The sequence below is a fragment of the Candidatus Melainabacteria bacterium genome, assembly GCA_003963305.1.
Lineage (GTDB): Bacteria > Cyanobacteriota > Vampirovibrionia > Obscuribacterales > Obscuribacteraceae > PALSA-1081.
In genome coordinates, this window is the sequence record RXJR01000011.1 from 207,736 (window position 1) to 227,905 (window position 20,170).

Consider the following 20,170-nt stretch of genomic DNA (forward strand, 5'->3'; position numbering starts at 1 on the left):
CGCGGGCGCTCCATAAGGAACTTCGGTGCCCGGGACGCGGGCGTTCCATCAGGTCGTCGGTGCCCGCGGGACGCGGGCGCTCCATGTGTTCCTAATCTTCGATGTATTGGGTCCAGTACTCTGTGCGCTCAGTCCAGTCGCAGCCAGCGTTGCCGCACGTCAGAGTAACACGTGATCCGCGTGAATCTATGTCGGTGTAGCCGAGTCCATCACGCACCGCGTCGATAGTCTCAGCGTACTTATCGTACTTCTGAATCGGCTTTTTGCATTGCGGACAAGTCATCTTCTTGTTCGCAATAGCATCCTTGATAACTTGCAGCGACATAGCTACTCAACCTTTCTGAAACTGAGAATTCACAATCTTCGCCGTCTATATTAGCCGATCCACTTCCGCTCGGAAGCGGAAAGATGCAAGCAAGATATCTCGAAGGATGCAGAACTAGAGTCCGTGCTCATCAGTAGGATCGACCAAACCAGTATCCAAAGCGTCATTAGCACCATGTTCAAAGCCGTCAAGCGCCGGATCAGGTTCCCTGGTGCCAGTCCAATCGTCTAAGGAAAATTCGGATGGCGGAAGATTGGCTCCTCCAGCTCCATCATTCAAGGGATCAGGATATTCATCAACCGGAGCCTCATCCATCGGATAGACTTCTCCGCTTGGATCATCCATCGGTGCCTCTTCGCCTGGTCGCAAGCCTGCTTCCCGCTCGATCTTGCCGTTGTGACCTCCTACCGTCGGTTTAGGGACCTCCGGTAGTGACTCGCCCTTCGGTAAAAACGGAACTTTTATTTCTCCAGAAGAGAGTCCGTCCACAAGTGCAAGCACGCGTGCTTGAGCTGCAGGTGAATCAGGCATAAGCTGCAAAGCAGCCTTCGTAGCGATGTCGTGATTAGCAGCATAGGCATCTGGATTTTTCTGCTGCGCCCAGTTGGCATCGCGAATCGCTTGAATCAACAACTTGACTGTGTAAATATCGCGCGCTTGCGGAACAGTCAATTGCAGCAATTCGGTGAATTCGGCAGGCTGTCTGTCGCGCATTTCTTTAGGCGGCTTGACCACCTGCATGATGTCATTCACAGCCCGAGCGTCATCAGCACCAAGGCTAAGCAGCTTGGCTTGAATGTCCTTAGGAGCGAACTGCAAAACATCTGACATCGTACGTAGACGCGACGGCAGCGTATCGGAAGGCAGACTGAATTCGCGCGGCGTTCTGGCAGGCTTTGGTTGTCCGTCCGCACCAATCTCCACCTTCGGCTTAGGGACTTTCTCGGGGTTGTTGGCAAGATAATCAGCGATCTCCGGTGGCAATTTGTCCGGTGTGAAGCGGGCGCGCACATCTTTGCGAACGTTTTGAGGCCAGCTCTCCGGTGGCAGCATGTTCTCTTTCACAAGCCATGCCGGATACTGAAGCGTGTTAGGACGTCCCTCTGGTGCATCGAGGAACTGACGAATTATGTTACGTCCTTCAAACGCGCGAGCCTGCCCCTCGGGAGACTGTTGCTCAGCCAGCGTGTCACCACCGCGAAGCATGCGCTGAACATTATTCTCAAGAAGAACCTGACCACCCTGGAGCAAGTGGAGATCAGCAATGTTGGGCAACTGCCGTCCAGAGCCGCTAAAGGTATCAGGGTGTGTTCCAAGCGCGAAGTTCAACCACTGAACAAACTGAGTGTCAGTCATCTGACCGAAGCTGTTTTTCAAATTAATTGCAGCGGTGCGCGCTTCTGAATAATCGCTGCTGCCCAGCTTCGAAACGAGGTCTGCCAACTCTGCTCGACTGCGAACATTCGGTCCCAGCGGACCGTCTGGCTTGTCGGCGACTTCGGCTGGTTTTGGCTCAGCCACTGTTCCATCAATATTCTTCCAGGCGGTTTGATTTTCAACGCCGGCATGTTCGATTTTGCCATCGCGATAAAGTGTAGTCGCTTTGCCGTTCTCATAGATAATTTTGTCGATATCGGTCTTGGCAGACTGAGCATATTCGATCAAATAATTGCCGTTCGGGAAGCTCGCTTTCCAGCTGCCGTCAGGCATCTGATCTATATCAATACCATCGGGTCGTTGAATGAATCTCGAACCATCAGCATACTCAACGGTTCTTTGACCACTCGGTTCATCAGTGACTTTAGCCACGCGGTCAGGGTTTCTATCGGGATTGAATTCCGCTACAACACTGCCATCTTCAAGTTGGCGTGTTCTCAGAGCATGCTTGCTTTCGCTGATATTCTCATTGCCACCCCACATGCGTGGCGTTTCAGGCGGCTTTGGAGCCAGTTCCCAGAACAGATCCGCGCCCGGCTGCTGCATGCGTGCCACCATTTCTGGGGTTATTTCCGCAGCGACCTTCTCATACTTATCTTTCGCTGCGATAAACGACTTCAGATTTTCAGTGCCGAAGTACGTATCGAGAACTCCAGCAACACGGCTGCTATTAGTGTTTTCTCCTATCCGACGCGCAGCGTCATGCAGTTCAGGATTTCGTCTCAGCCAATCCATCACGTCATAGCGCTTCTCAGCCAGTTCCTCGGGCGAGGCTGTCTTCAGTGACTCCAAAATATCGCTGAAATCCTGCACACGAGCCTTAGCGGCATTACCTTCAGGTGTGGCAGGGAACAAATCAGCCATTGGAATAGTGGCAGGTTTACCGCTTACTTCCCAATTTTCAATCGGAAAATTCCCTTCACGAAGTAAAGCCTGCAAGCGCTCATTGCCGCTTCTGGTCGCATACCAATCCAGCGCTTCGCTCAGCCCTTCACTGTCGGGGCTCTTGAGTGCTTGCCGCACGACTTCCATATAAGCAGGCGGAGAATTTGGGTCCTTGCTGACGATTTCCAGGATCTGAACCACTTTGCGGAACTGTTCTTCCTTTGCAGGATCAACAGCTACTGTTTCGCGAACCGGCTGCCCGTCTTTCGTTGTTTCATAAACCGGCTTGCCCTCGGCATCAAATTCTAATTTGCCGGCACTGTCAACCTTTTGCCGATAAATAGGATCGCCGTTTGCATCATCGATTGGCACCCATGATTGAACGCCCCGGTAAGCTTCAAATACCTGAAGCTGTGTGGTCGAATCAAGTCCAAGATCGATGGCAGTTTGCCACATTTGCTTTTCAAGCGCCTTGCCATCGTTCTCCGCAAATTGCTTGAATGCATCCACATCAAGCGGCGTACGCTGCAACAACTCGACGCCCTGTCGGAAAGCTTCACCGTGATAAGCCTCGCCGATTTTGATTTTTGCGTCTACGCCGAAACCAAGTTGATCTGCGGCGGTAAGCATATGCTTTTCCATCGCAGGACCATAATCATCAGCAAATTTCTTTAACGCAGCCGCATCTATGCCACCATCTGCGGTTAAGATGCGAGCGCCGACATTCATCGCAGCTTGCTGACCAACGTCCTCAACTTGAACATTGATCTGGCGAGGCTCAAAGGCTCGGTCGACGAGGGCTCGCGCGATATCTGAATTCTTCTGCTCTTCGGCAATGCGATCTAACTCAGGACGAACGCTCTGTCCTCGTTCACGCACGAACTGGTCGAATGCAGCCTGCTGCTCATATGTGGCACCATCCGCGGCGGCAGTGGTTAACAGATCACGCCCTTCCTTGACAGCGAAGTCATGCTTAACCAGCTCAAGCGCCTTTTCTGGATACTTGAGTTGCACTGCAACAGATTCGAGATGCTTCTGCAGTCCCTGACCATTCGTTTCAACATACTCAGTAAATTTCTGACGTTGTTCCTCATAGTCCTTTTTCGCTTGAACAGCTTCTTCGCGCGCTTGCTTAGCCGCATCTGTGAGCGTGGTCGAGGCAAGCGGATCGCGAGCTCTAGTCTCAGCCATGATGGCTCGATCTTCAGCCGCTTTGGAAGCATCTTCAAGCTTAAGAACACTATTGAGTTGCTTGGCGCCTTCAATCAAATCAGCATGACGAGCAGTTTCAACTTCCGGAATAGTGATTTTGCGTTTGCCGGCTGCTGCACTGGCGTCTGAACTTTCAGTTCTGCGTTCAGGTGGCAATGCACTGTCTGCAGTGGCATCGCGCAAGTCAGCGTTAACTATTACCGGTGGTTTATCACCTTTGGGCAGCATATCGATGGTTGGAGCCGCACCGGTTTCTACAGGTGGCTCAACTGCTTCACCCTCGGTTGGCTCAACGACTTTGCTTCCCTTGCCTTTGCTTCCCTTACCTTTACCTTTCCCCCCCTCGGGTTCCAGCCTGGCGCCCCACTTAGCAGCCAGCGCCTCAAGCCCAGCGGAGAGTTCACCAGATGAAAGATCCGTTGCAGGCGGAACGGTCTCTCCTATTGGATTAGCAATCTCGGGGGTTGCATCAGGTGTTGCAGGCGGGTCAACTTTAGCCGGGTCAACGCCCTCACCAGATTTTGGCGGTGGCGAAACTGAATTTTCGCCGTCACCGCCGCGCAAGCTCAAACCAAGCTTTGATGTCGGTTCAGGCAACGTCAAGCCTTCTTGAATAACCGTCTTCACCGCATCAAGACGCCCCGGCACGCTGCTCAGCCCATCTTGTATGGCGGACTTGGTAGCGTCATAACGCGAAGGTGCTCCATTCTCACGCGGTGCAGTAAATGAATGAACAGCGCCGAAGCCACCGCCAATCAAGGACATTCCATATACAGATTGACCAACTTCTTCGCCCGACGCCAGATGACCTGTCTTCGCCAACGAATGGGCTTCAGCAGTGAATAAACCAGCCGGAACGCCCGAAAGAACTCCATTAACAATGGGATTTTTAAGCAGAGGCAAAAATGCCGATTTTTCGACAGCAGCTCCGCCCAGACTGCGCAGTCCGATACTACTGCCGGTCAATGTCATGAATGTACCGGCACCGATGGCGCCCTGCGTGCCGCGATCGAGCAAAAATCCGCCCACACCGCCAGTGTGATTCGTATCACTCGGTTTAAGCAGCGCGTCATAAGCAAAACCAGTCAAACCGGCTTCCTTCATGCTCATACCAAAAGCAGCCTTGCGAGACATCAAGCTCGCTTCTTCAGCCGAAGTGCCAAGCACGCCTCGCACGCCTTTGCCAACCACCATGAAAGGTAGAAGCATACCGACAGCGCTGCCCACCTGCTGAGCGTGCCAGTCGGCAGTGCCAAATTTGGCCTGCACTGGCGCGTCTAAGAATTGCACCTTGGGCAAAAACTTCGTACCGGCGAATTCATCAACAATTTGAGTAACGCCACTGACTGGTTCCTGAACAGCCGTATAAAGAGCCGAATGAACGGCATCGCCAAGAATATCGGTGATACCCTTGTGCTGCTCCGCCGGTGGCTCCGGCTTGGTCGGATTGCGAAGCTCATTAGCTTCAGTCATATGACGAACCTTATTCGCTGAAACGCCTGTCGCCTGATCTATCATCTGATCGTGCGACAAGGGTACGATTAATTCTTACCCCAAACAATGGGGAATCTCCCATCCGCGCCCCAAACACCCATATCATGGGCTTTTAAGAAAGATAAATGACTTCGGAATCCAGACCAATCGGCATAATCGGCGGCGGCATCGCTGGTTTGAGCCTCGCCCACTTTATCGGTGAAGACTGCGAAATCCTCGAAAAAGCGCCAGTGCTGGGCGGGCTCTGTCGCAGTTTCCACAAAGACGGGCTGACATATGACCTGGGAGGGCACGTCGTCTTCTCTTCCGACAAAGAAATACTCAACCTCGAGCTCGACCTGCTCCGCGGTAACGTCGACGCCCACGTTCGAAAGAATGCCGTATGGTACAAGCAGCGGCTGGTTAAGTATCCCTTTGAGAATGACCTGGCGGCACTGGAAAAAGACGACCTTTTCGACTGCCTGTGGTCGTTTCTGAACAATCCGCAGCGCCCCCAACGCAACTTTGAAGACTGGATGTTCAACCAGTTTGGGCGGGGTATCGCGGAACGATACTTGATTCCCTACAATCGGAAGATCTGGAAGATGGCACCACGGTCAATGGCATGCGACTGGGTGGAAAGGATTCCCAAACCGCCACCCGAAGACGTTATGAAATCGGCAATCGGTATACCGACTGAAGGCAATCTGCAACAGCTCAATTTCTTCTATCCGTCCAGCGGTGGCTTTCAGGCCCTGCCGCTCGCAATTGAAAATTCATTGCGCGGAAAAATAACAAGAGGCTTCAACGTTCAAAAAGTGCGAAAGCACGGCGCTAAGTGGCTGGTCAGCGACCACTCCAGCGCCCATGAATACGACCAGGTAATTTCCACAATTCCACTTCCCTATCTAATTTCAGTACTGCAAGATGTGCCTGAAGAAGTGGCTACAGCAGCACGAGCGCTTAAACACAACTCGCTTCTGGTCGTCATGCTGGGTGTACGAAATCCCCAGAACAGAGAGCAATTCGGAGTTTACTTTCCACAGGAGCATCTGGTATTCCATCGTGTTTGCTTCTACAACTTCTTCGGGCAGCGAAACGAAGCTGGCGCCTCACCGGTAGTAGCCGAAATCACAGCCAATGAAGGCGACTCGATCTGGGTTAAAAGCGATGACGAGATAATCGATTCAGTCATTCAGGGTTTGAAGCAGGAGGGCTTTATCGCCAGTCGCTCAGATGTGCTGACCACGGATATAAGGCGAGTCAAACACGCCTACGTCGTCTACGATCTGGCACGCAGCCAGAATCTGCGCATCGTCAACGACTATCTCGACTCGATCGGGCTACATCGATGTGGGCGATTCGCCGAATTCCGCTACATCAACTCAGATGCGGTAATGCGTTCAGCCAAGAATCTTGCCGGGAAATTAGGCTACTGAAAACGGCTGAGTGGGTATCATTGAAGTAAAATTGGAATCCAGATCCGGAACTCCTCTCCCCCATGCCCAAGATTCTAGTTGTCGAAGATGAACCCGACTTCTCCATGCTGATTGGAGAGTGGCTCAAAAACGAACATCACGTGGTCGAAGTTGTAGAAACCGGCGAGGATGCACTCGATCGGCTGAAATTCTACAAGTACGACATTGTCATCCTGGACTGGATGTTGCCTGGAATCAGCGGTCTGGACGTTTGCAAGAGATTCCGGGATGGCGGCGGAACCACACCGATTCTTCTCCTCACGGCAAAGAAGCACGTCGACGAAAAAGAGGCGGGCTTAGATGCCGGCGCCGACGACTATTTAACCAAGCCGTTCGAGATGAAAGAGCTGTCAGCCCGCATACGTGCACTTTTACGGCGCCCTGTGGCCCTGACCGGTTCGGTTCTGCAGGTCGGTGAGCTGTCGCTCGAACCAACCACCTTTAAAGTCAGCCGCAGCGGCAAAGAGATCAACCTTTTGCCCAAAGAGTTCGCCCTGCTCGAATTTTTAATGCGCCATCCGAACCAGGTTTTCAGCGCTGAGGCACTGCTTGACCGGGTCTGGTCGTCCGATTCTGAATCATCGCCCGAGACTATCCGAACATATATAAAAAGGTTGCGGAAAAAAATCGACCAGCAGGGTCAGCCGTCCATGTTGTCAACCGTTCATGGCGTAGGATATAAGCTGGACGGGCTTTCATAGAAATTTTTGAAGCTTTTTTGCTTTCCACAACTTTGCCACAAAATTCTTCTATTCTCTAACCATAGAGAACGGCGTTGAATTTGAGGGCGTATTAAATGAGCAAGCACACTTCGCAGAGTGATTTCCAACGCATCAGCCTGAAAGAGCTGCAGTGCATTGTTAAACCACAACCGAAGGAAGTGGATTTCGTTGAATCCTACAACAAGTTCATCTCGAACACCCTCACACACCTCCGCACTCTATTGACGATTCGCACCGCCAACCAACCACAAGTAATGATTTTGGACGGCAGCGACGATTAAGTCTTCTCCACACAATTAAATAGTCAGTGGAAGACACGGTTTTTCTACGAAGGGGCGGGCTCAGTGAAAACTGAGCCCGCTGGGGTTCTACGGGCCGGTGGCGGGTTTCAGCACACTATATGCGGTGCCACCCCTGCCATATAACCGATGGAGGCACCACCCACGGTTATCGACATAAAAGCTAACTTGACATAAGATGGAATTGTATACATCCTTCTAGTAGAAACCGCAGGAGGGTAGCGCCATCGAATCTTTTGACTTATTAGAGTTTCAAAAACGCGCGCGCGACTTGTGCGATCCCAAAAAGCTCTTCGAGCTCTGGGAAGACATTTGCGCACGTTATGAGAGACACGAAATAGGCACCTACGAAGTTGACGAGATGAAAGAAGTCATCTGGCCAAGCCTACAGGCACTCGCGTCACTGCGCCGGAGTGTCAATGAAACACCGCCGGCACAGGCTGAACAGTTACGCAAGCGAGCTTAGGAATCAGCTTGCAAGTGCGCTTCAATAAACCATAGACGCAAATCTGTGGTGCGCGAGATTTCTGTGTACAGGTCTGCTGTGTCTTTGTCGAGATCTTCTGTTTTATCGATGCCTGCCCGCACATGCTTGCCATAAGCAGCGAGGCGTTCAGCAACTGCGGTCAAGTGCTCTTTACCGTTAACAGCATCCAGTGGGTATTCAGGCAATGGTGTGCTGTGAGCAGCCATGCGTACGGTGCCATGGGCAGTGCTGCCGATAGCTGTAATTCGCTCGGCAACGAGGTCTACATATTCGTAAAGCTCACCAGCGATCTGATCGAACAGAAGGTGCAATTGATAGAAATCTTTGCCCTTAACGTTCCAATGTGCTTGTTTTACTTGTGACCAGACGTCAAGCGTCGCAGCCAGTGTTTCGTTCAAAAGTTCGCTTACTTCTTTGCGAGTTGACTCCGGCAAATCGATTCTTGATTTGTAGAGTTTAGGAGCTGCCTTTGTAGCGTTCGCCATTTCATGTACCTCACGTGATAGCGCCTCATGGAAACTCGAGCGAGTTTCCGACGCCATCTATATCCAGGAGGTGTAGTGTACTCCTCCTTCACCTTCGACTTCCTTAACTGCAGCGGCTGAGTCAGGAAACTACAACCCCTGGGACGCAGCTCGAGCAGTTTAGTTCCGAATTTTTCGTAAACTGTCGGTAGCTGAAAGGCGACTCTCAGCCGATTCCAAATCTCCGACGCTGTTCGGCAATTCTAGCCATCAATTCCTGTTCGTTGCGAGGTCGGGCTCCATGAGTATTGGGCAAAACCAGATACTCGATACTGTTTTTGTTTGTGCCACCGCGCGTCGGAGAAGGATTCAGTCCCAGCTCGCGCGCCAGTTCGATAGAACCTTCACCGATTTTGTTGCGAGGTCCCACATCGGCAAAAACAGCAATGGCCATTCTGCCGTTGTCCTTATTTCGCACTAGAGCCATGTCTCCAAGTTGAACGCCAAAACGCTGGTAGGAGCCTCCCGGCAGCACCATATACGGAACCACTTCGGCATTGACTGACCTGTTGTCGGCGTAGCGCATGCTCGTATTAACCTGACCACTAGGATCGATTTGACGTGCGCGCGGAGAGCCATCAGCGTCAACAGCCATACCCGCACGTACATAGACTCCCGCAGTTGTTTGTACCAACTGGCGAGCTTGACCACGAGCATCTTGTGCAGCACGCTCCATCCACTGACCGCCGCCTTGCTGGGGTGGACCGTCAAAGGGACCAGGACGCAATCTCGGATTGTCTAAGCCATCAGCAGGAGGCGCAAACTGCCGGTCTGGTGGACCGTCATATGGACGCTGATAAGGCGGTCGCTCGTACGGATTCGGTCTATCGTACGGACCACGCTGATACGGATTCGGTCGATCATAACGATCCGGCCCCCGGTACGGATCCGGCCGTTCATAACGATCCGGGCCCCGGTACGGATCCGGTCGTTCATAACGATCCGGGCCCCGGTACGGATCCGGACGTTCACAACGATCCGGGCCCCGGTACGGATCCGGTTGTTCATAACGATCGGGACCCCGGTACGGATCCGGTCGTTCATAACGATCGGGACCCCGGTACGGATCCGGTCGTTCATAACGATCGGGACCCCGGTACGGATCCGGTCGTTCATAACGATCGGGCCCCCGGTACGGATCCGGTCGCTCCAGGTCTTCCCGATGTGCTCCGCGCAAAGTGCGTCGCTGAGTATCAGGAGCATCGGCAGTGACCACGCTTTGCAATTTCGCGGCGCCAGTTCCGTACCATCCAACTGGATTTCCACATCTGTCCTTTTCCCGCTCGAACTGACCATTCTGACCGGCAACACCACGCAGAACAGTTTGCTCTTTTCCATCAGCACCAGTTACGAACAAATGAATGAGTTGGCGAGAACCGGCTTGCTCTGTCTCCAATCGCAGGTTGTACGATTGACCGTCATTACCGCATATCGTCAAATTATTGATTCCGGCATTGGAAAGTTCGCGAACAGCTGCCAGGCGTTGTTCCGGAGAGGCAGAACCATCAAGCAGAAGCCGCGTACGATGCTGTTGCAGTTGGTCCTGCGCGCCACCACTTCTTTCAGGACCCTGATCCCGAGCCTGCGCCCGAGCCGAATTCGTCTCACCAGCACCTTGGTAGTCAGGCAAAAAACGATTGGCGCTGTCACAGGGTCGACAAGCATTTCCACGTTCGTCAAAAAGTCTCTGAACATGGCGAGACAAGTCGCCGCGCGGATCACCGGCAACAGGCTGTTCGCGCTGAACAGCTTCAGATCGCTCGTTGTGACAGTTCATGCGGGCCGCATTCGGCAAATCGAGAGTCATAGTGCGCCCCTCAATAACGCATCGACTGACTCAACATCGCTCCGACACCTTTGTGTGCCAGAACGCCGTGAACAGTGCTTGTCGAATGAAAACCAGAACTTCCGTCAGGTCGACGATAGTCATCGGCGTAACTGAGCACGGCATGAGTGTGAGTCGTATATCCAGCCTCATCTTCGCTGCCTGTCTGCTTGCTCAAATGCACAGGTGCAACAGGTTCTGCATAGGTTGTCTGCTTAGACGTGCCATGCTCCACCACAGGTAGCGCTATATGATTCGGCTTCACGTAGACAGATCTGTGCTCTGGTACAGGAGCATGAACAGCCTGCCTGGAGGTAGTACCGGTCGACTGTGTGTAACCGATGACGGGAATCCAATTCCAATGTCCTAAGTTGGGATTGCCGCTAGTAAGTTGCTTTTCCCAACCCGGTCCCGACACGACGTAAGAGCCGGTCGTGTACCGGACCCCAGGACGCAGCGGTGTGCGCGGTGCGGGCGCGTAAGTCTGACGCTCCGGAGCCGCCACTGCCTGCGCATGACAGGCAGGTACAGCACTGACGAATGCAAAAACGGCGAAAACCGAACAAAAAATCTGGGTGCGCATGAGTACTCCTTCTGCCAAATAAGGGGGGCAAAAGACAGGTTGCGAAAGTTGGTAACTTGACTCCACTTTGCATTATTGGCAAAGAGTATTACCAAAATATTTCCAAACTAATTTTTCGAAAAAGATTTCGGCAGCATTGAACTCTGTTCAACCTCGCTCTCAACCCAAAGTATTAGCATTAGTTAAACTTCTATCGGCCGGTTGCTTTCCGGGCTGAATAAAACCATTCGGAAGGAGGAATAGCGACGCCCCTGCGGTCGCATCTTAAGAGGTCCGAGTCAAATCATGAGCCAGGCTTAATATATTCCAGTCTGTCTTGATGCCCGAGCGCGAAATGCTCTTAAAACTTGCCTTTTCAGGATCTGCAGCACTCAGCACAAGTAGCAAACTGACCACAAGAACGGCACCGAATACAGTGGCAGATCCGATCACGTTCTGACGATCGCGACTTATTTAGACTTTCGGAAATCACTCTTCAAGACTACCTACAGGTGGCTAAACCACTTTCTGGATACCAGGTTGGTTAGCTCTTTAGGATGACGAGCGTATCGCCAACGCTTGATAGAATAAATTCAGGAACCACCATAAATTACATCTGGTGCTCGGAGATTTTTCAATTGCGAAATGATTCAGACACAAATATTGCTGTGCCCATTGCGCAAGATCGACTACAAGGTCTGGAGCAAGAGCTGCTGGCAGCAGAAACAAAATATGGACTGCAAAGTGGCGAAGCGGGCCTTGCGCTGATGGCACTCGTTGAATTTCTTCAAACGCGACCAGGAAACGAAGAACGCATAAAACGTTTGAATGAAAGAATCGACGAGATCTACGAAATCTATAAGGCGGCTTGCGAAGAGTAGCGGCTGTTCCCACCATACACCACAGCAAATTTGACAGGCAAACAGAGGGCACCGCGGCCGGTGACCAGCCTATTTTGCAACAGCCTGATTCAATTCACTTGTTGGTGAAAAATGAATACAGATAGCATTTGAAATACCAACTGCTATCAAGCACGCGAGAACGGCCAGAAAAAATGCAGCTAATAAAAGCTTGATAGACTCCAGGTCAGTACCACTCTGAGATGGCGCGGATGCGATATAAGATTGAGACTTGAGAACAGGTGTCGGTGTTTGTATAGGCATATTGTGTTTACCAGAGATACCGTGGGAAATCAGATGAGTGATCTGGCTGTCGCGGCTTCACCGCAGCACAGCTCAGTTAAGTGACGATGACGAATCTTCCGCATTCCCTCAAATGCGGTCCTAGATTGATGCATTGGATTGACTCGTAGTGCTCTAACCTGCGCAAGCAGACGAGCATTTTTGCTTAGTAAACGGATGGGTGCAACTTCGGGGAAGTGAAGTTGATACGTTTGTCATCAGGGGTGCAGTAAGGATTATACGCTCGCCCGGACCCTTGTCAAGCAAAAAAAGCAATTGAATTAGCCTTCTAAACTGTGCAATTGCGCAAATGTCTGTGCACAGTCAAACATTTAAACTCATCGCGCAATACATTATCCTTTCATACAGCAAGCACGAGCACCAGATATGGTGCAGTCTGAATTTTTGGGGAGTGGAGTGCGGAACATCGTAAGGGTGGTCCGCATTCTATGTTTTTGAGCATTTACAGGACGATTTGCTTTAGAATCAAATTGTTTGCCCTGAGAGGTCACTGCTCTGCGCTCGCTCCGTCTAATCATCCGTTTTACAATGATTTCGTTGGCTTTTACGTTGGCTGGCACAAGCGTAGGAGCCTCGGACTGGGTCGAAGATCCGGTATCGGGCTTCCAATTACCCCAGAGACCAGCAGCACCGAAAAGACTGCCTGGTGAAGAAAACCGACCCTCCCCAGATGTGCCGATGATCGGGGTCACCGATGGTCATCGCCCGCAGACCCCGCATGAGTTGGAAGGCGGCGTATCAAGTACTAAAGTCAGGGAGCGGCAGGGCATACTGGCCAACCCTTACAACGAGCCGCCACCGCCTGCCGGACCTCCTCAAACAGTAACCGTGACACCCAAACTGTACAGCGGCTGGTTGAGTCAGACCCATCCAGACCTGGTTCCCATGAGCAAAGACTCAATTATCGAAGTTAAGGGTCAGTGGGATGATTCAGGTCACGCCCTGCACAATTTCGGGCTGAATTTCACAAAAATCAGTCCGGGTGCGTTAGCTAAAACATCTCTGGCCAATACGAACGTATTAATCGTAGATTGCGCAGGGGAAATTCCACAAGCAACACTGGGAATAATTCGCGAGTTCGTAGCCAACGGCGGCTATCTGATAACAACAGACTGGTCACTGGACAATTGCCTGGCCAGAGCGATTCCAGGCTTCGTAGACTGGAACAGCGCCAACTCTACTTCCGAACTGGTAGATGCCTTGACGAACAACAACCCTGATGCAACCGACAATGGTGATTTGCTACTGAATACGGTGCCACGGTCCTACTGGAAATTGGACAACAAGTGCCAGATGGTCAGAGTCATTAAACCAAACGCCGTTACAGTACTGGTCAAAAGCAAGCGACTTGAGTATCAGGATCCAAACCGAGCTTTTGCACTGAGCAGAAATGGCGGTGTGCGCATCGACAATACGGGAATTCTTGCCTGTACCTTCAGATATGAGAAAGGCCGGGTATTGCATCTGGTCGGGCACTTCGACAACAACACCGACCTCGCCTTCAACAATTCACTTCCAGACCCGGCTCCAAAGATCGGCATCAGCCTGAGACAGGCGATTGCTGCAAATTTCATCGCCGCGGCATTGAAAGCAAATCCTCATCCGCTCTCGAAAGGCAAATAGAATCAGGGCATGCCTGCCCAAAGAGAACTCCCTGGTAGTCCTTGTCTTTACTGAGGAGTCTAGGGAGTCGTCTTTTCTTTCTTTGCGATCTCCGGTCTCTTCACGGCGTCAGCATCGTTCAACGACCAGTCGTTGGGCTTATAAATCACCTTATAGTCAGCCAATTTATCTGTATCAGGAATGTCGTCTTTGACTCTTGCCGGCAAATTTTTTGCCAGGTAAGCAAGAACGATTTGATCATCAGTCGGGGGCGGCACGCGGGTCGATATGCCGGATGCCTTGGCAAAGTCGAGAGGAAACCACTTAAAAATCTGAGAAACCGTTATCGTCTTTTGCTTTGGATCAATTGCTACGTTGTTCTTGTCGCAGAGAAATTTTTCCTTGCACTGAGCGATGTCCGTTTCCCAGGTCGTGGAGACGAATGCGCGTTTCCTGGGAGCGGCGCAGCCTTTCGCTGCCGGCACAACAGCGAAGTGAATTTCAGGGTAGCGAAACGCACGCAGAATATCGTGCTCAATAGCATCAAGCGTGTATGATTTTCCGGCCACCGTAACTTGATACTTCTCCCAGGCGCCGGGAACTTGCCTGAAACTGTCGGTCGGATAGTAAGGATTTTTTCCGGCAATCGGGTAATTGTCCAGGACCAGCTTTACGGTGAAAGCGTTGTACGCATTCATCCACAAAGCTTTCCGCTGGTCGTGCGTCATATCGTCATATTCTTCGGGAGTAATCGCAGCTAATTCCTTCAGATATTTCTCCAGGTTGCCGCGCTTCTTCTGCCACCGCGCATAGTGAATCAAATCGCCGTCGACATATTGCTTGAGTTCGTGAGTCCAGAGTTTATGCTGATTGTCGAACGCAGCATAAGCAGATGGGTCCGAAAGAACAAGCAAGCAGACAGCGCCTAATAAACGTGATTTCATTTCTTTACCGTCAACGTTTTAATCCGTTGTTGCACAGCGCCTACATCATACAGCGGAGCAGAGCAGGTTTCTCCGGCACAGACGAAAGTGGCTGGTTTGGTCAGTTTGGGATACTCGACATCCGTACGAGGCGGCGCGCCCTCAGCCCGGTCTAACCATTCTATCCGCTTGTAATCAGTTGGATACTGCAAGCAGATTTTATGGAGATCTGCAGCAGTCTCATCTCCTTTGCTACCGACAACAACGAGATGCGCAGGCTCGCCGGCCTGCTCCTTATTGGCTAGAAGAATACCGGCAACCAGAACATGGCGAGTGCGAGCCACCTCAGGCGCAGCCAGATATCGCATCGCTTGCGCACAGAGTGCCTTATACGATGCTTTCCCTGTGTACTGATAGAGAAGATTGGCGAAACGAGCCACCATTACATTTTCATCCAGCAATGGCACCGATTGAACTCCACTTGCACCGGCAGAGGTAACAAAGCCTGCGCGCACATCCGGTTTGGGAGAATAATTGAAATGTTTGCTGATGTAATCAGCCGTTTGTTCCGCTCGCTTAAGCCAGGAACGATCGGCTGTAGCCGTATATAGCATCAAACATGCCCGACCCATAGAAACCGAGTCACCCAGATACGGACCAGCGATGTCTTTCTCGTCATGTCTGTAGCCACCATCATTGGTGCCACGGTGAGCAATCACCCATTCAGCTGCCGTACGGGCTTGCTCGAGATATTTCTTGTCGCCTGTGGCCATGTATAAATCACACAAACCAGCGATTGCCCAGCCATTTTCGCGAGCATAAATATGTTTGTCGATCGAAGGTATACCTAGCTTACGCCGCTCTGCATCGTTAAGAGAGAAATACTCACCGCTGTGTTTTCCCTTAACCAGATCGGCATCCTGACTTGTATAGAATGCACCTTCCGGACTGGTGAGAAAGCCCTCTAAATAGCGATGAATATTTTGGGCAGCTTTCAAATAGGCGGGATCGCGCCAGAGCATGTATCCAAGCGCGTAGACGCGCATGTTTTCCGCCTGCATCTGCATGATTTTTTCGAAGTGAGCATGATTCCAGTCACCGTTTGTTGAATACTGGTAGACTCCACCCCAAATCGGATCTATCAATTTCTGCTGTTGATTGAGCGTTTCTCTGGCCCGATGCGCTTCCACCTTATCACCTTCAATAGCTCTGGCAATGGCATATTCAACGCTGTCCCAATCTAAAAACTTCTGCTGAAAACCCCATGCACCTTCTTCTGTGTCATAGCCGTCGGCATGAGCCTTTTCCAGCTCCTTGCGCAGAGCAGGGGTCAACGCGCCTTCTTTTGAAAAGGTAGTGGGTTTATCGATCTTTGTTTTCTGCACATTTGGATGCTTCACAACATCCTTAAGCATCGCCACCATTTCTTTGGGCGGAATAAAACCCTGGCGAATCTCCACTTCTTTTCCCGTTGGATTGAAGACGACGGTAGCAGGCCAGCCATAGTCGCCGTACCGATTAGATAAATCAGGACGCGAATCTTGATCTACTTTGACTGTTAAAAATTTATCGTTCAATAGAGCCCGTACTTCAGGTTGGCTGTAGGTCTTCTCATCCATTACGTGACACCAGTGACACCAGATCGCTTCCAGATCGAGAAGAACGAACTTGTGCTGAGCCTGGGCTTGTTGAAAAATGTCGCCCGACCAATCGCGCCACTGCACGGGCACTGCAGCGGGGACCTTCGCGGACGTCGCTGCGGTGGATTTTGCGGATGTGGCGGCGGACTTTGCGGATGTGGCGGCGGAATTTGAGGACGTCGGCGCGGTTGCTTTCACAAGTGCCTTCGACTGCGATGTAGGCGCCGAACCATTACTGCCGGTCTCAGCGAGAACAGCGGGAGTCAAGGTAAGCCACAAGGAAAAGAAGAGGGGATTCCAATGCCTGCGCCATTCCATCACACACCTCGATACATGTACGAGGTATGGATAATAGCACTACAGTACAGCTCCTTGCCTGCTTGCGACGGTCAGGCGACTGAACTTCTCTCGTGCGAATTGTCGACAGGGCGGGAAAAACCACCATTGCGCCCGAAGCTGAACAGTATCAGACCTGTTTGAGGGTTCGCCGGTTGCTTCTCAGGCTCCGAGAAGGGCGCCTTAAAAGCATCTATAAGGTCTGCGCCGACCTCATTTTGGGAGTTATCGCTTAATCCATGTGTCATCGTAGATTCCTTTTCACACCTGGCTGAAGACTGCACCGCTTCGCCAGAAGTTCCGCAGTTCGACCGCAAAAAAGATTCCAGATATTTAAGGGATTTGCCATTAAGCTTCCTCATTCTGCTGGGTTTCAGGAGTTACTGAATCGACAAATCTTTGTAAGATAGCGGGGCCGTTTTGGCATCGAAATTGGCGTTATGGAGACCATGAATGCTCGTAAAAGACGCGGAGAAGCTAGCCTGGCAGCTTCTTAAGGAACATAAGCTCAAAGATTGGACTTATCAAACCAACACGAGAAAACGCACACTGGGGTTGTGTTTTTCCCAATACAAGCGGATCGAGCTCTCGATATACTTCATCGAACACAACTCACCAGCTGTAGTTCGAGAAACTCTGCTGCATGAAATTGCCCACGCCCTTGTCGGCTCAGACCAGGGACACAACGCAGTCTGGATGGAGATGGCCGAGAAACTGGGCGTCACACCGCGCCGTAAAAGCGCAGCTGCCGTCATGCCTCCAGGTCCATGGCAGGCGACCTGCAGAGGTTGCAATAGACTCTTTTCGAAGCATCGGAAACCGAAGTATATATCCGGAAACAGCTGTGCTATGTGCGGTCCCAAGATTGGCAGATTATTCTATGTGCGCATCGAGTCGGATAGCGCCGTGCCAAAAGGCGCAGCCGCCATGCAACGACAAACGAACACAAAATAGATCGGCAAAGCAAATTTGTGGAAATGCAGCCATATATGGTGGCATTGATCCTGCTCGTTCAAAAACAGCTGCCTGTCTGCCTTTTAGCAAGCAGGAAATTTACTGTTGAGCCAAAACCAGGAAATATTCAGGCTTTCAATCGCCGTTCCTCTTGACTTCCTACCGCCGACAGTACTAAACTGGTACGTAAGCATGCAAATCAGCTCATAGAAAGGATTTATGGGTTAACCGGGTTTGATGCTTCAAGGTGATACGACATGAAAAATCTGGAGCTACTCGCAATCGTCCTCCTCGTTATTGGAGGTATCAACTGGGGCTTAGTAGGCGCATTTAACTACAATGTAGTTACTTCTCTGCTGGGCGATGGAAGCACCATGACACGCGCAGTCTACGCTCTTGTCGGTCTCTGTGCGCTTTACGAAGCGTTCAAGATGATGAAGAGCAAAGCCGCGTAGGAAACCAAAAACAACCGCAACTTAGCAAGTTTGCGGTTCTAGCTGAAGAAAAAAACAACTGCATAACAGTACAACCGAACGTAGCGGGCTTAAATCGTTGGGCGGTGGAAACTCGCCCACAGATATGACCGTTAAGGTGGCTGCACAATGGGTCTGCGTTGCTCTCTGAGAGCTTTTAACGCCGGAATGCAGGCTGTACCCTCAGGCTGTCTTTCGCTCGTCCGACAGTCTCTCGACCGCCTGCTCGATATATCTGATCGGAGCCCATTCATCGGCGGAGTGCCGCGTGCACTCTAGCGACTCGCGTATCAAGCGCGCGTTTTCGGGCATCTCATTGCGCTCATAATAAGTCGCAAGCCAGATCAGTTCTTTGACAGATTTAGAAATTTCAGACATTTGTCGTTCCCGCCTAATATTGCCCCGTCCTCAGACGGGCGCCCACAAATGATTTGTTCCACTGCCGATGCAATTTAACTCTCGCTGCAAGCTTAAGATTCCCATAATCAGACAGATAGAAGCACTCACCCTGTTCTGGGTATGTAGTGAACGTGGTTACTCGGGTGCAATTGAATGTACCGAACCAAAACAGAAACCAAACTAGTCTGGTGGCCGACACCGCAAGATTACAACGAAGCTGTTCAGGTTCCAAAACTCAGCCTGCAAGATCCCGAGTTGCGAGAAGGTCTTCCATACACAAATGCGCTTGATCTGCCACGTTCAATAACTGGCTCATTCGCCTCCGTTTACAGAATGCATTGCCGGCACAAAGATTTTGCTCTGCGTCTGTTTTTGAGTAACATCCACGATCAACAAGAGCGTTACGCTCTAATTTCTGACTTCGTTCAGCACGACGATCTTCCTTACACTGTCACCTTCGACTTTCTCAAACAAGGCATAAAAATACACGGAGACTGGCTTCCAGCCCTGAAAATGGACTGGTTGGAAGGCGACCAACTGGACGATTACATTGTTCAGCACCTCGGAGATCCGGTGAGACTGGGGGTGCTGCTCGAAAAATTTGTCAGGATGATGCAAGACCTGCAGCGTGCTGGTATCGCTCATGGTGACCTTCAACACGGCAACATTTTAGTGTGCCGGGACGAACTACGTCTGGTTGATTACGACGGAATGTTTGTACCGTCAATGGAAGGCTACAGCGCCGGGGAATTAGGACATCGAAACTACCAGCATCCGGCTAGAGCAGCACACCATTTCGGACCCTATCTGGACAATTTTTCTGCCTGGATTATTTATGCTTCCATTAGAGCCCTGCAAATCGATTCAAGGTTGATGCATCAACTGGGCGGCGGCGATGACTGTTTGCTCTTTCGCCAGTCTGACTTCCTTGACCCAATTCACTCACCTGCATTTGCTGCGCTGGAGCGCCACCCTGATGTTCGATTGAACGAACTGAGCAAATTCATTCGAGCACAGCTAAAGGCCGACCTCCCGCACATTCCTTTCTTGGGCGCCACAGTACCGGCAGCCGCTGATCACGAATTGCACCCGATTGCAGAAACTGCACCTGTAATAAAAAACGGCGCCAGAATTGTAAGAGGAAATTTGCCGGATTGGCTGCAAGACGACAATGCAGAAGTGCTCGCCAAGTCAGGCGCTTCAGCGGAAAAAGTAAAAACGACCACAACGCGATCTGGACCAGGACTGCCTCCTGTCAGTCCTCTCTATGCGCCGATACCCGGTCCCCAAAAGGCAGTGCCGCAATCATGGACAGTGCCAACGAAACCAGCACAGCAGGCTGTCTGGCTCAAGCCCGGAATGGCGGCATCAATGACGAACAACAACAACAACAACAACAACAACAACAACAA

Annotated in this window: 18 protein-coding genes and 1 pseudogene; 10 read left to right on the top strand and 9 right to left on the bottom strand. The window is 51.3% G+C overall.

Going from position 1 to position 20,170, the window contains the following annotated elements:
- Positions 1-91: 91 nt before the first annotated feature.
- Together EKK48_14300 and EKK48_14305 are read right to left on the bottom strand one after the other, a co-directional pair.
- Entirely contained in the window at positions 92-325 is a 234-nt protein-coding gene (locus EKK48_14300; GenBank protein RTL41530.1) for a hypothetical protein, read from the bottom strand.
- A 114-nt stretch (positions 326-439) separates the two neighbouring features.
- Complete coding sequence (locus EKK48_14305; GenBank protein RTL41531.1) at positions 440-5,332, bottom strand: hypothetical protein; 4,893 nt, start codon at positions 5,330-5,332, stop codon at positions 440-442.
- Positions 5,333-5,478: 146 nt separating this feature from the next.
- Here EKK48_14305 and EKK48_14310 point away from each other — a divergent pair, with 146 nt between their 5' ends.
- The 4 genes from EKK48_14310 to EKK48_14325 all read left to right on the top strand — a co-directional run bounded on the left by EKK48_14310 (position 5,479) and on the right by EKK48_14325 (position 8,297).
- Positions 5,479-6,771 carry a hypothetical protein gene (locus EKK48_14310; protein ID RTL41532.1) on the top strand — a complete coding sequence of 431 codons (1,293 nt, stop codon included), beginning with the start codon at positions 5,479-5,481 and terminating at the stop codon, positions 6,769-6,771.
- A gap of 62 nt (positions 6,772-6,833) precedes the next feature.
- Positions 6,834-7,511 (top strand): response regulator transcription factor, encoded by a 678-nt coding sequence (locus EKK48_14315; GenBank protein ID RTL41533.1) that lies wholly within the window; start codon positions 6,834-6,836, stop codon positions 7,509-7,511.
- Positions 7,512-7,606: 95 nt separating this feature from the next.
- The gene (locus tag EKK48_14320; protein RTL41534.1) at positions 7,607-7,813 is read left to right on the top strand and encodes a hypothetical protein; all 207 of its coding nucleotides are present in this window, start codon (positions 7,607-7,609) and stop codon (positions 7,811-7,813) included.
- 289 nt (positions 7,814-8,102) lie between these two features.
- Complete coding sequence (locus EKK48_14325) at positions 8,103-8,297, top strand: hypothetical protein (protein ID RTL41535.1); 195 nt, start codon at positions 8,103-8,105, stop codon at positions 8,295-8,297.
- Here EKK48_14325 and EKK48_14330 read toward each other — a convergent pair.
- Together EKK48_14330 and EKK48_14335 are read right to left on the bottom strand one after the other, a co-directional pair.
- Positions 8,294-8,803, bottom strand: coding sequence for a DNA starvation/stationary phase protection protein Dps (locus EKK48_14330; GenBank protein RTL41536.1), 510 nt, complete (start codon positions 8,801-8,803; stop codon positions 8,294-8,296). The genes EKK48_14325 and EKK48_14330 overlap by 4 nt on opposite strands.
- Positions 8,804-9,008: 205 nt before the next feature.
- Positions 9,009-9,569, bottom strand: a complete 561-nt coding sequence (locus tag EKK48_14335; GenBank protein ID RTL41537.1) for a hypothetical protein — start codon at positions 9,567-9,569, stop codon at positions 9,009-9,011.
- A gap of 158 nt (positions 9,570-9,727) precedes the next feature.
- Between EKK48_14335 and EKK48_14340 the strand changes: the two are divergent.
- Positions 9,728-9,913: pseudogene (locus EKK48_14340) on the top strand (hypothetical protein).
- 746 nt (positions 9,914-10,659) lie between these two features.
- Here the strand turns inward: EKK48_14340 and EKK48_14345 are convergent.
- Positions 10,660-11,250: a hypothetical protein gene (locus EKK48_14345; GenBank protein RTL41538.1), complete on the bottom strand. Its 591-nt coding sequence runs from the start codon at positions 11,248-11,250 to the stop codon at positions 10,660-10,662.
- A gap of 617 nt (positions 11,251-11,867) precedes the next feature.
- On the opposite strand from EKK48_14345, the gene EKK48_14350 reads away from it, so the two are divergent.
- Both EKK48_14350 and EKK48_14355 read left to right on the top strand, forming a co-directional pair.
- Complete coding sequence (locus EKK48_14350) at positions 11,868-12,110, top strand: hypothetical protein (protein ID RTL41539.1); 243 nt, start codon at positions 11,868-11,870, stop codon at positions 12,108-12,110.
- Positions 12,111-12,980: 870 nt separating this feature from the next.
- Positions 12,981-14,054: a hypothetical protein gene (locus EKK48_14355; GenBank protein ID RTL41540.1), complete on the top strand. Its 1,074-nt coding sequence runs from the start codon at positions 12,981-12,983 to the stop codon at positions 14,052-14,054.
- 59 nt (positions 14,055-14,113) lie between these two features.
- Here EKK48_14355 and EKK48_14360 read toward each other — a convergent pair whose 3' ends face one another.
- From EKK48_14360 to EKK48_14370, 3 genes are all read right to left on the bottom strand, one after another.
- Positions 14,114-14,977: a DUF547 domain-containing protein gene (locus EKK48_14360; GenBank protein RTL41541.1), complete on the bottom strand. Its 864-nt coding sequence runs from the start codon at positions 14,975-14,977 to the stop codon at positions 14,114-14,116.
- Positions 14,974-16,914, bottom strand: coding sequence for a thioredoxin domain-containing protein (locus EKK48_14365; protein ID RTL41542.1), 1,941 nt, complete (start codon positions 16,912-16,914; stop codon positions 14,974-14,976). Before EKK48_14365 ends, EKK48_14360 begins: the two co-directional genes overlap by 4 nt.
- A gap of 71 nt (positions 16,915-16,985) precedes the next feature.
- Positions 16,986-17,180, bottom strand: coding sequence for a hypothetical protein (locus EKK48_14370; GenBank protein ID RTL41543.1), 195 nt, complete (start codon positions 17,178-17,180; stop codon positions 16,986-16,988).
- A gap of 205 nt (positions 17,181-17,385) precedes the next feature.
- Between EKK48_14370 and EKK48_14375 the strand changes: the two genes are divergently transcribed.
- Together EKK48_14375 and EKK48_14380 are read left to right on the top strand one after the other, a co-directional pair.
- Positions 17,386-17,886: a hypothetical protein gene (locus EKK48_14375; protein ID RTL41544.1), complete on the top strand. Its 501-nt coding sequence runs from the start codon at positions 17,386-17,388 to the stop codon at positions 17,884-17,886.
- Between the two features lie 257 nt (positions 17,887-18,143).
- Positions 18,144-18,341 (top strand): DUF378 domain-containing protein, encoded by a 198-nt coding sequence (locus tag EKK48_14380; GenBank protein RTL41545.1) that lies wholly within the window; start codon positions 18,144-18,146, stop codon positions 18,339-18,341.
- A 201-nt stretch (positions 18,342-18,542) separates the two neighbouring features.
- Here the strand turns inward: EKK48_14380 and EKK48_14385 are convergent, their stop codons facing one another.
- On the bottom strand, positions 18,543-18,737 hold the full coding sequence (locus EKK48_14385; protein RTL41546.1) for a hypothetical protein: 195 nt from the start codon (positions 18,735-18,737) through the stop codon (positions 18,543-18,545).
- A 174-nt stretch (positions 18,738-18,911) separates the two neighbouring features.
- On the opposite strand from EKK48_14385, the gene EKK48_14390 reads away from it, so the two are divergent.
- On the top strand, positions 18,912-20,170 hold a 1,259-nt coding region (locus EKK48_14390), incomplete at its 3' end, for a hypothetical protein (GenBank protein RTL41547.1).

Coding starts and splice junctions, on each gene's coding strand:
- EKK48_14300 (RTL41530.1), bottom strand. CDS start 325: ATGTCGCTGCAAGTTATCAAGGATGCTATTGCGAACAAGAAGATGACT.
- EKK48_14305 (RTL41531.1), bottom strand. CDS start 5,332: ATGACTGAAGCTAATGAGCTTCGCAATCCGACCAAGCCGGAGCCACCG.
- EKK48_14310 (RTL41532.1), top strand. CDS start 5,479: ATGACTTCGGAATCCAGACCAATCGGCATAATCGGCGGCGGCATCGCT.
- EKK48_14315 (RTL41533.1), top strand. CDS start 6,834: ATGCCCAAGATTCTAGTTGTCGAAGATGAACCCGACTTCTCCATGCTG.
- EKK48_14320 (RTL41534.1), top strand. CDS start 7,607: ATGAGCAAGCACACTTCGCAGAGTGATTTCCAACGCATCAGCCTGAAA.
- EKK48_14330 (RTL41536.1), bottom strand. CDS start 8,803: ATGGCGAACGCTACAAAGGCAGCTCCTAAACTCTACAAATCAAGAATC.
- EKK48_14345 (RTL41538.1), bottom strand. CDS start 11,250: ATGCGCACCCAGATTTTTTGTTCGGTTTTCGCCGTTTTTGCATTCGTC.
- EKK48_14360 (RTL41541.1), bottom strand. CDS start 14,977: ATGAAATCACGTTTATTAGGCGCTGTCTGCTTGCTTGTTCTTTCGGAC.
- EKK48_14365 (RTL41542.1), bottom strand. CDS start 16,914: ATGGAATGGCGCAGGCATTGGAATCCCCTCTTCTTTTCCTTGTGGCTT.
- EKK48_14370 (RTL41543.1), bottom strand. CDS start 17,180: ATGACACATGGATTAAGCGATAACTCCCAAAATGAGGTCGGCGCAGAC.
- EKK48_14375 (RTL41544.1), top strand. CDS start 17,386: ATGCTCGTAAAAGACGCGGAGAAGCTAGCCTGGCAGCTTCTTAAGGAA.
- EKK48_14380 (RTL41545.1), top strand. CDS start 18,144: ATGAAAAATCTGGAGCTACTCGCAATCGTCCTCCTCGTTATTGGAGGT.
- EKK48_14385 (RTL41546.1), bottom strand. CDS start 18,737: ATGTCTGAAATTTCTAAATCTGTCAAAGAACTGATCTGGCTTGCGACT.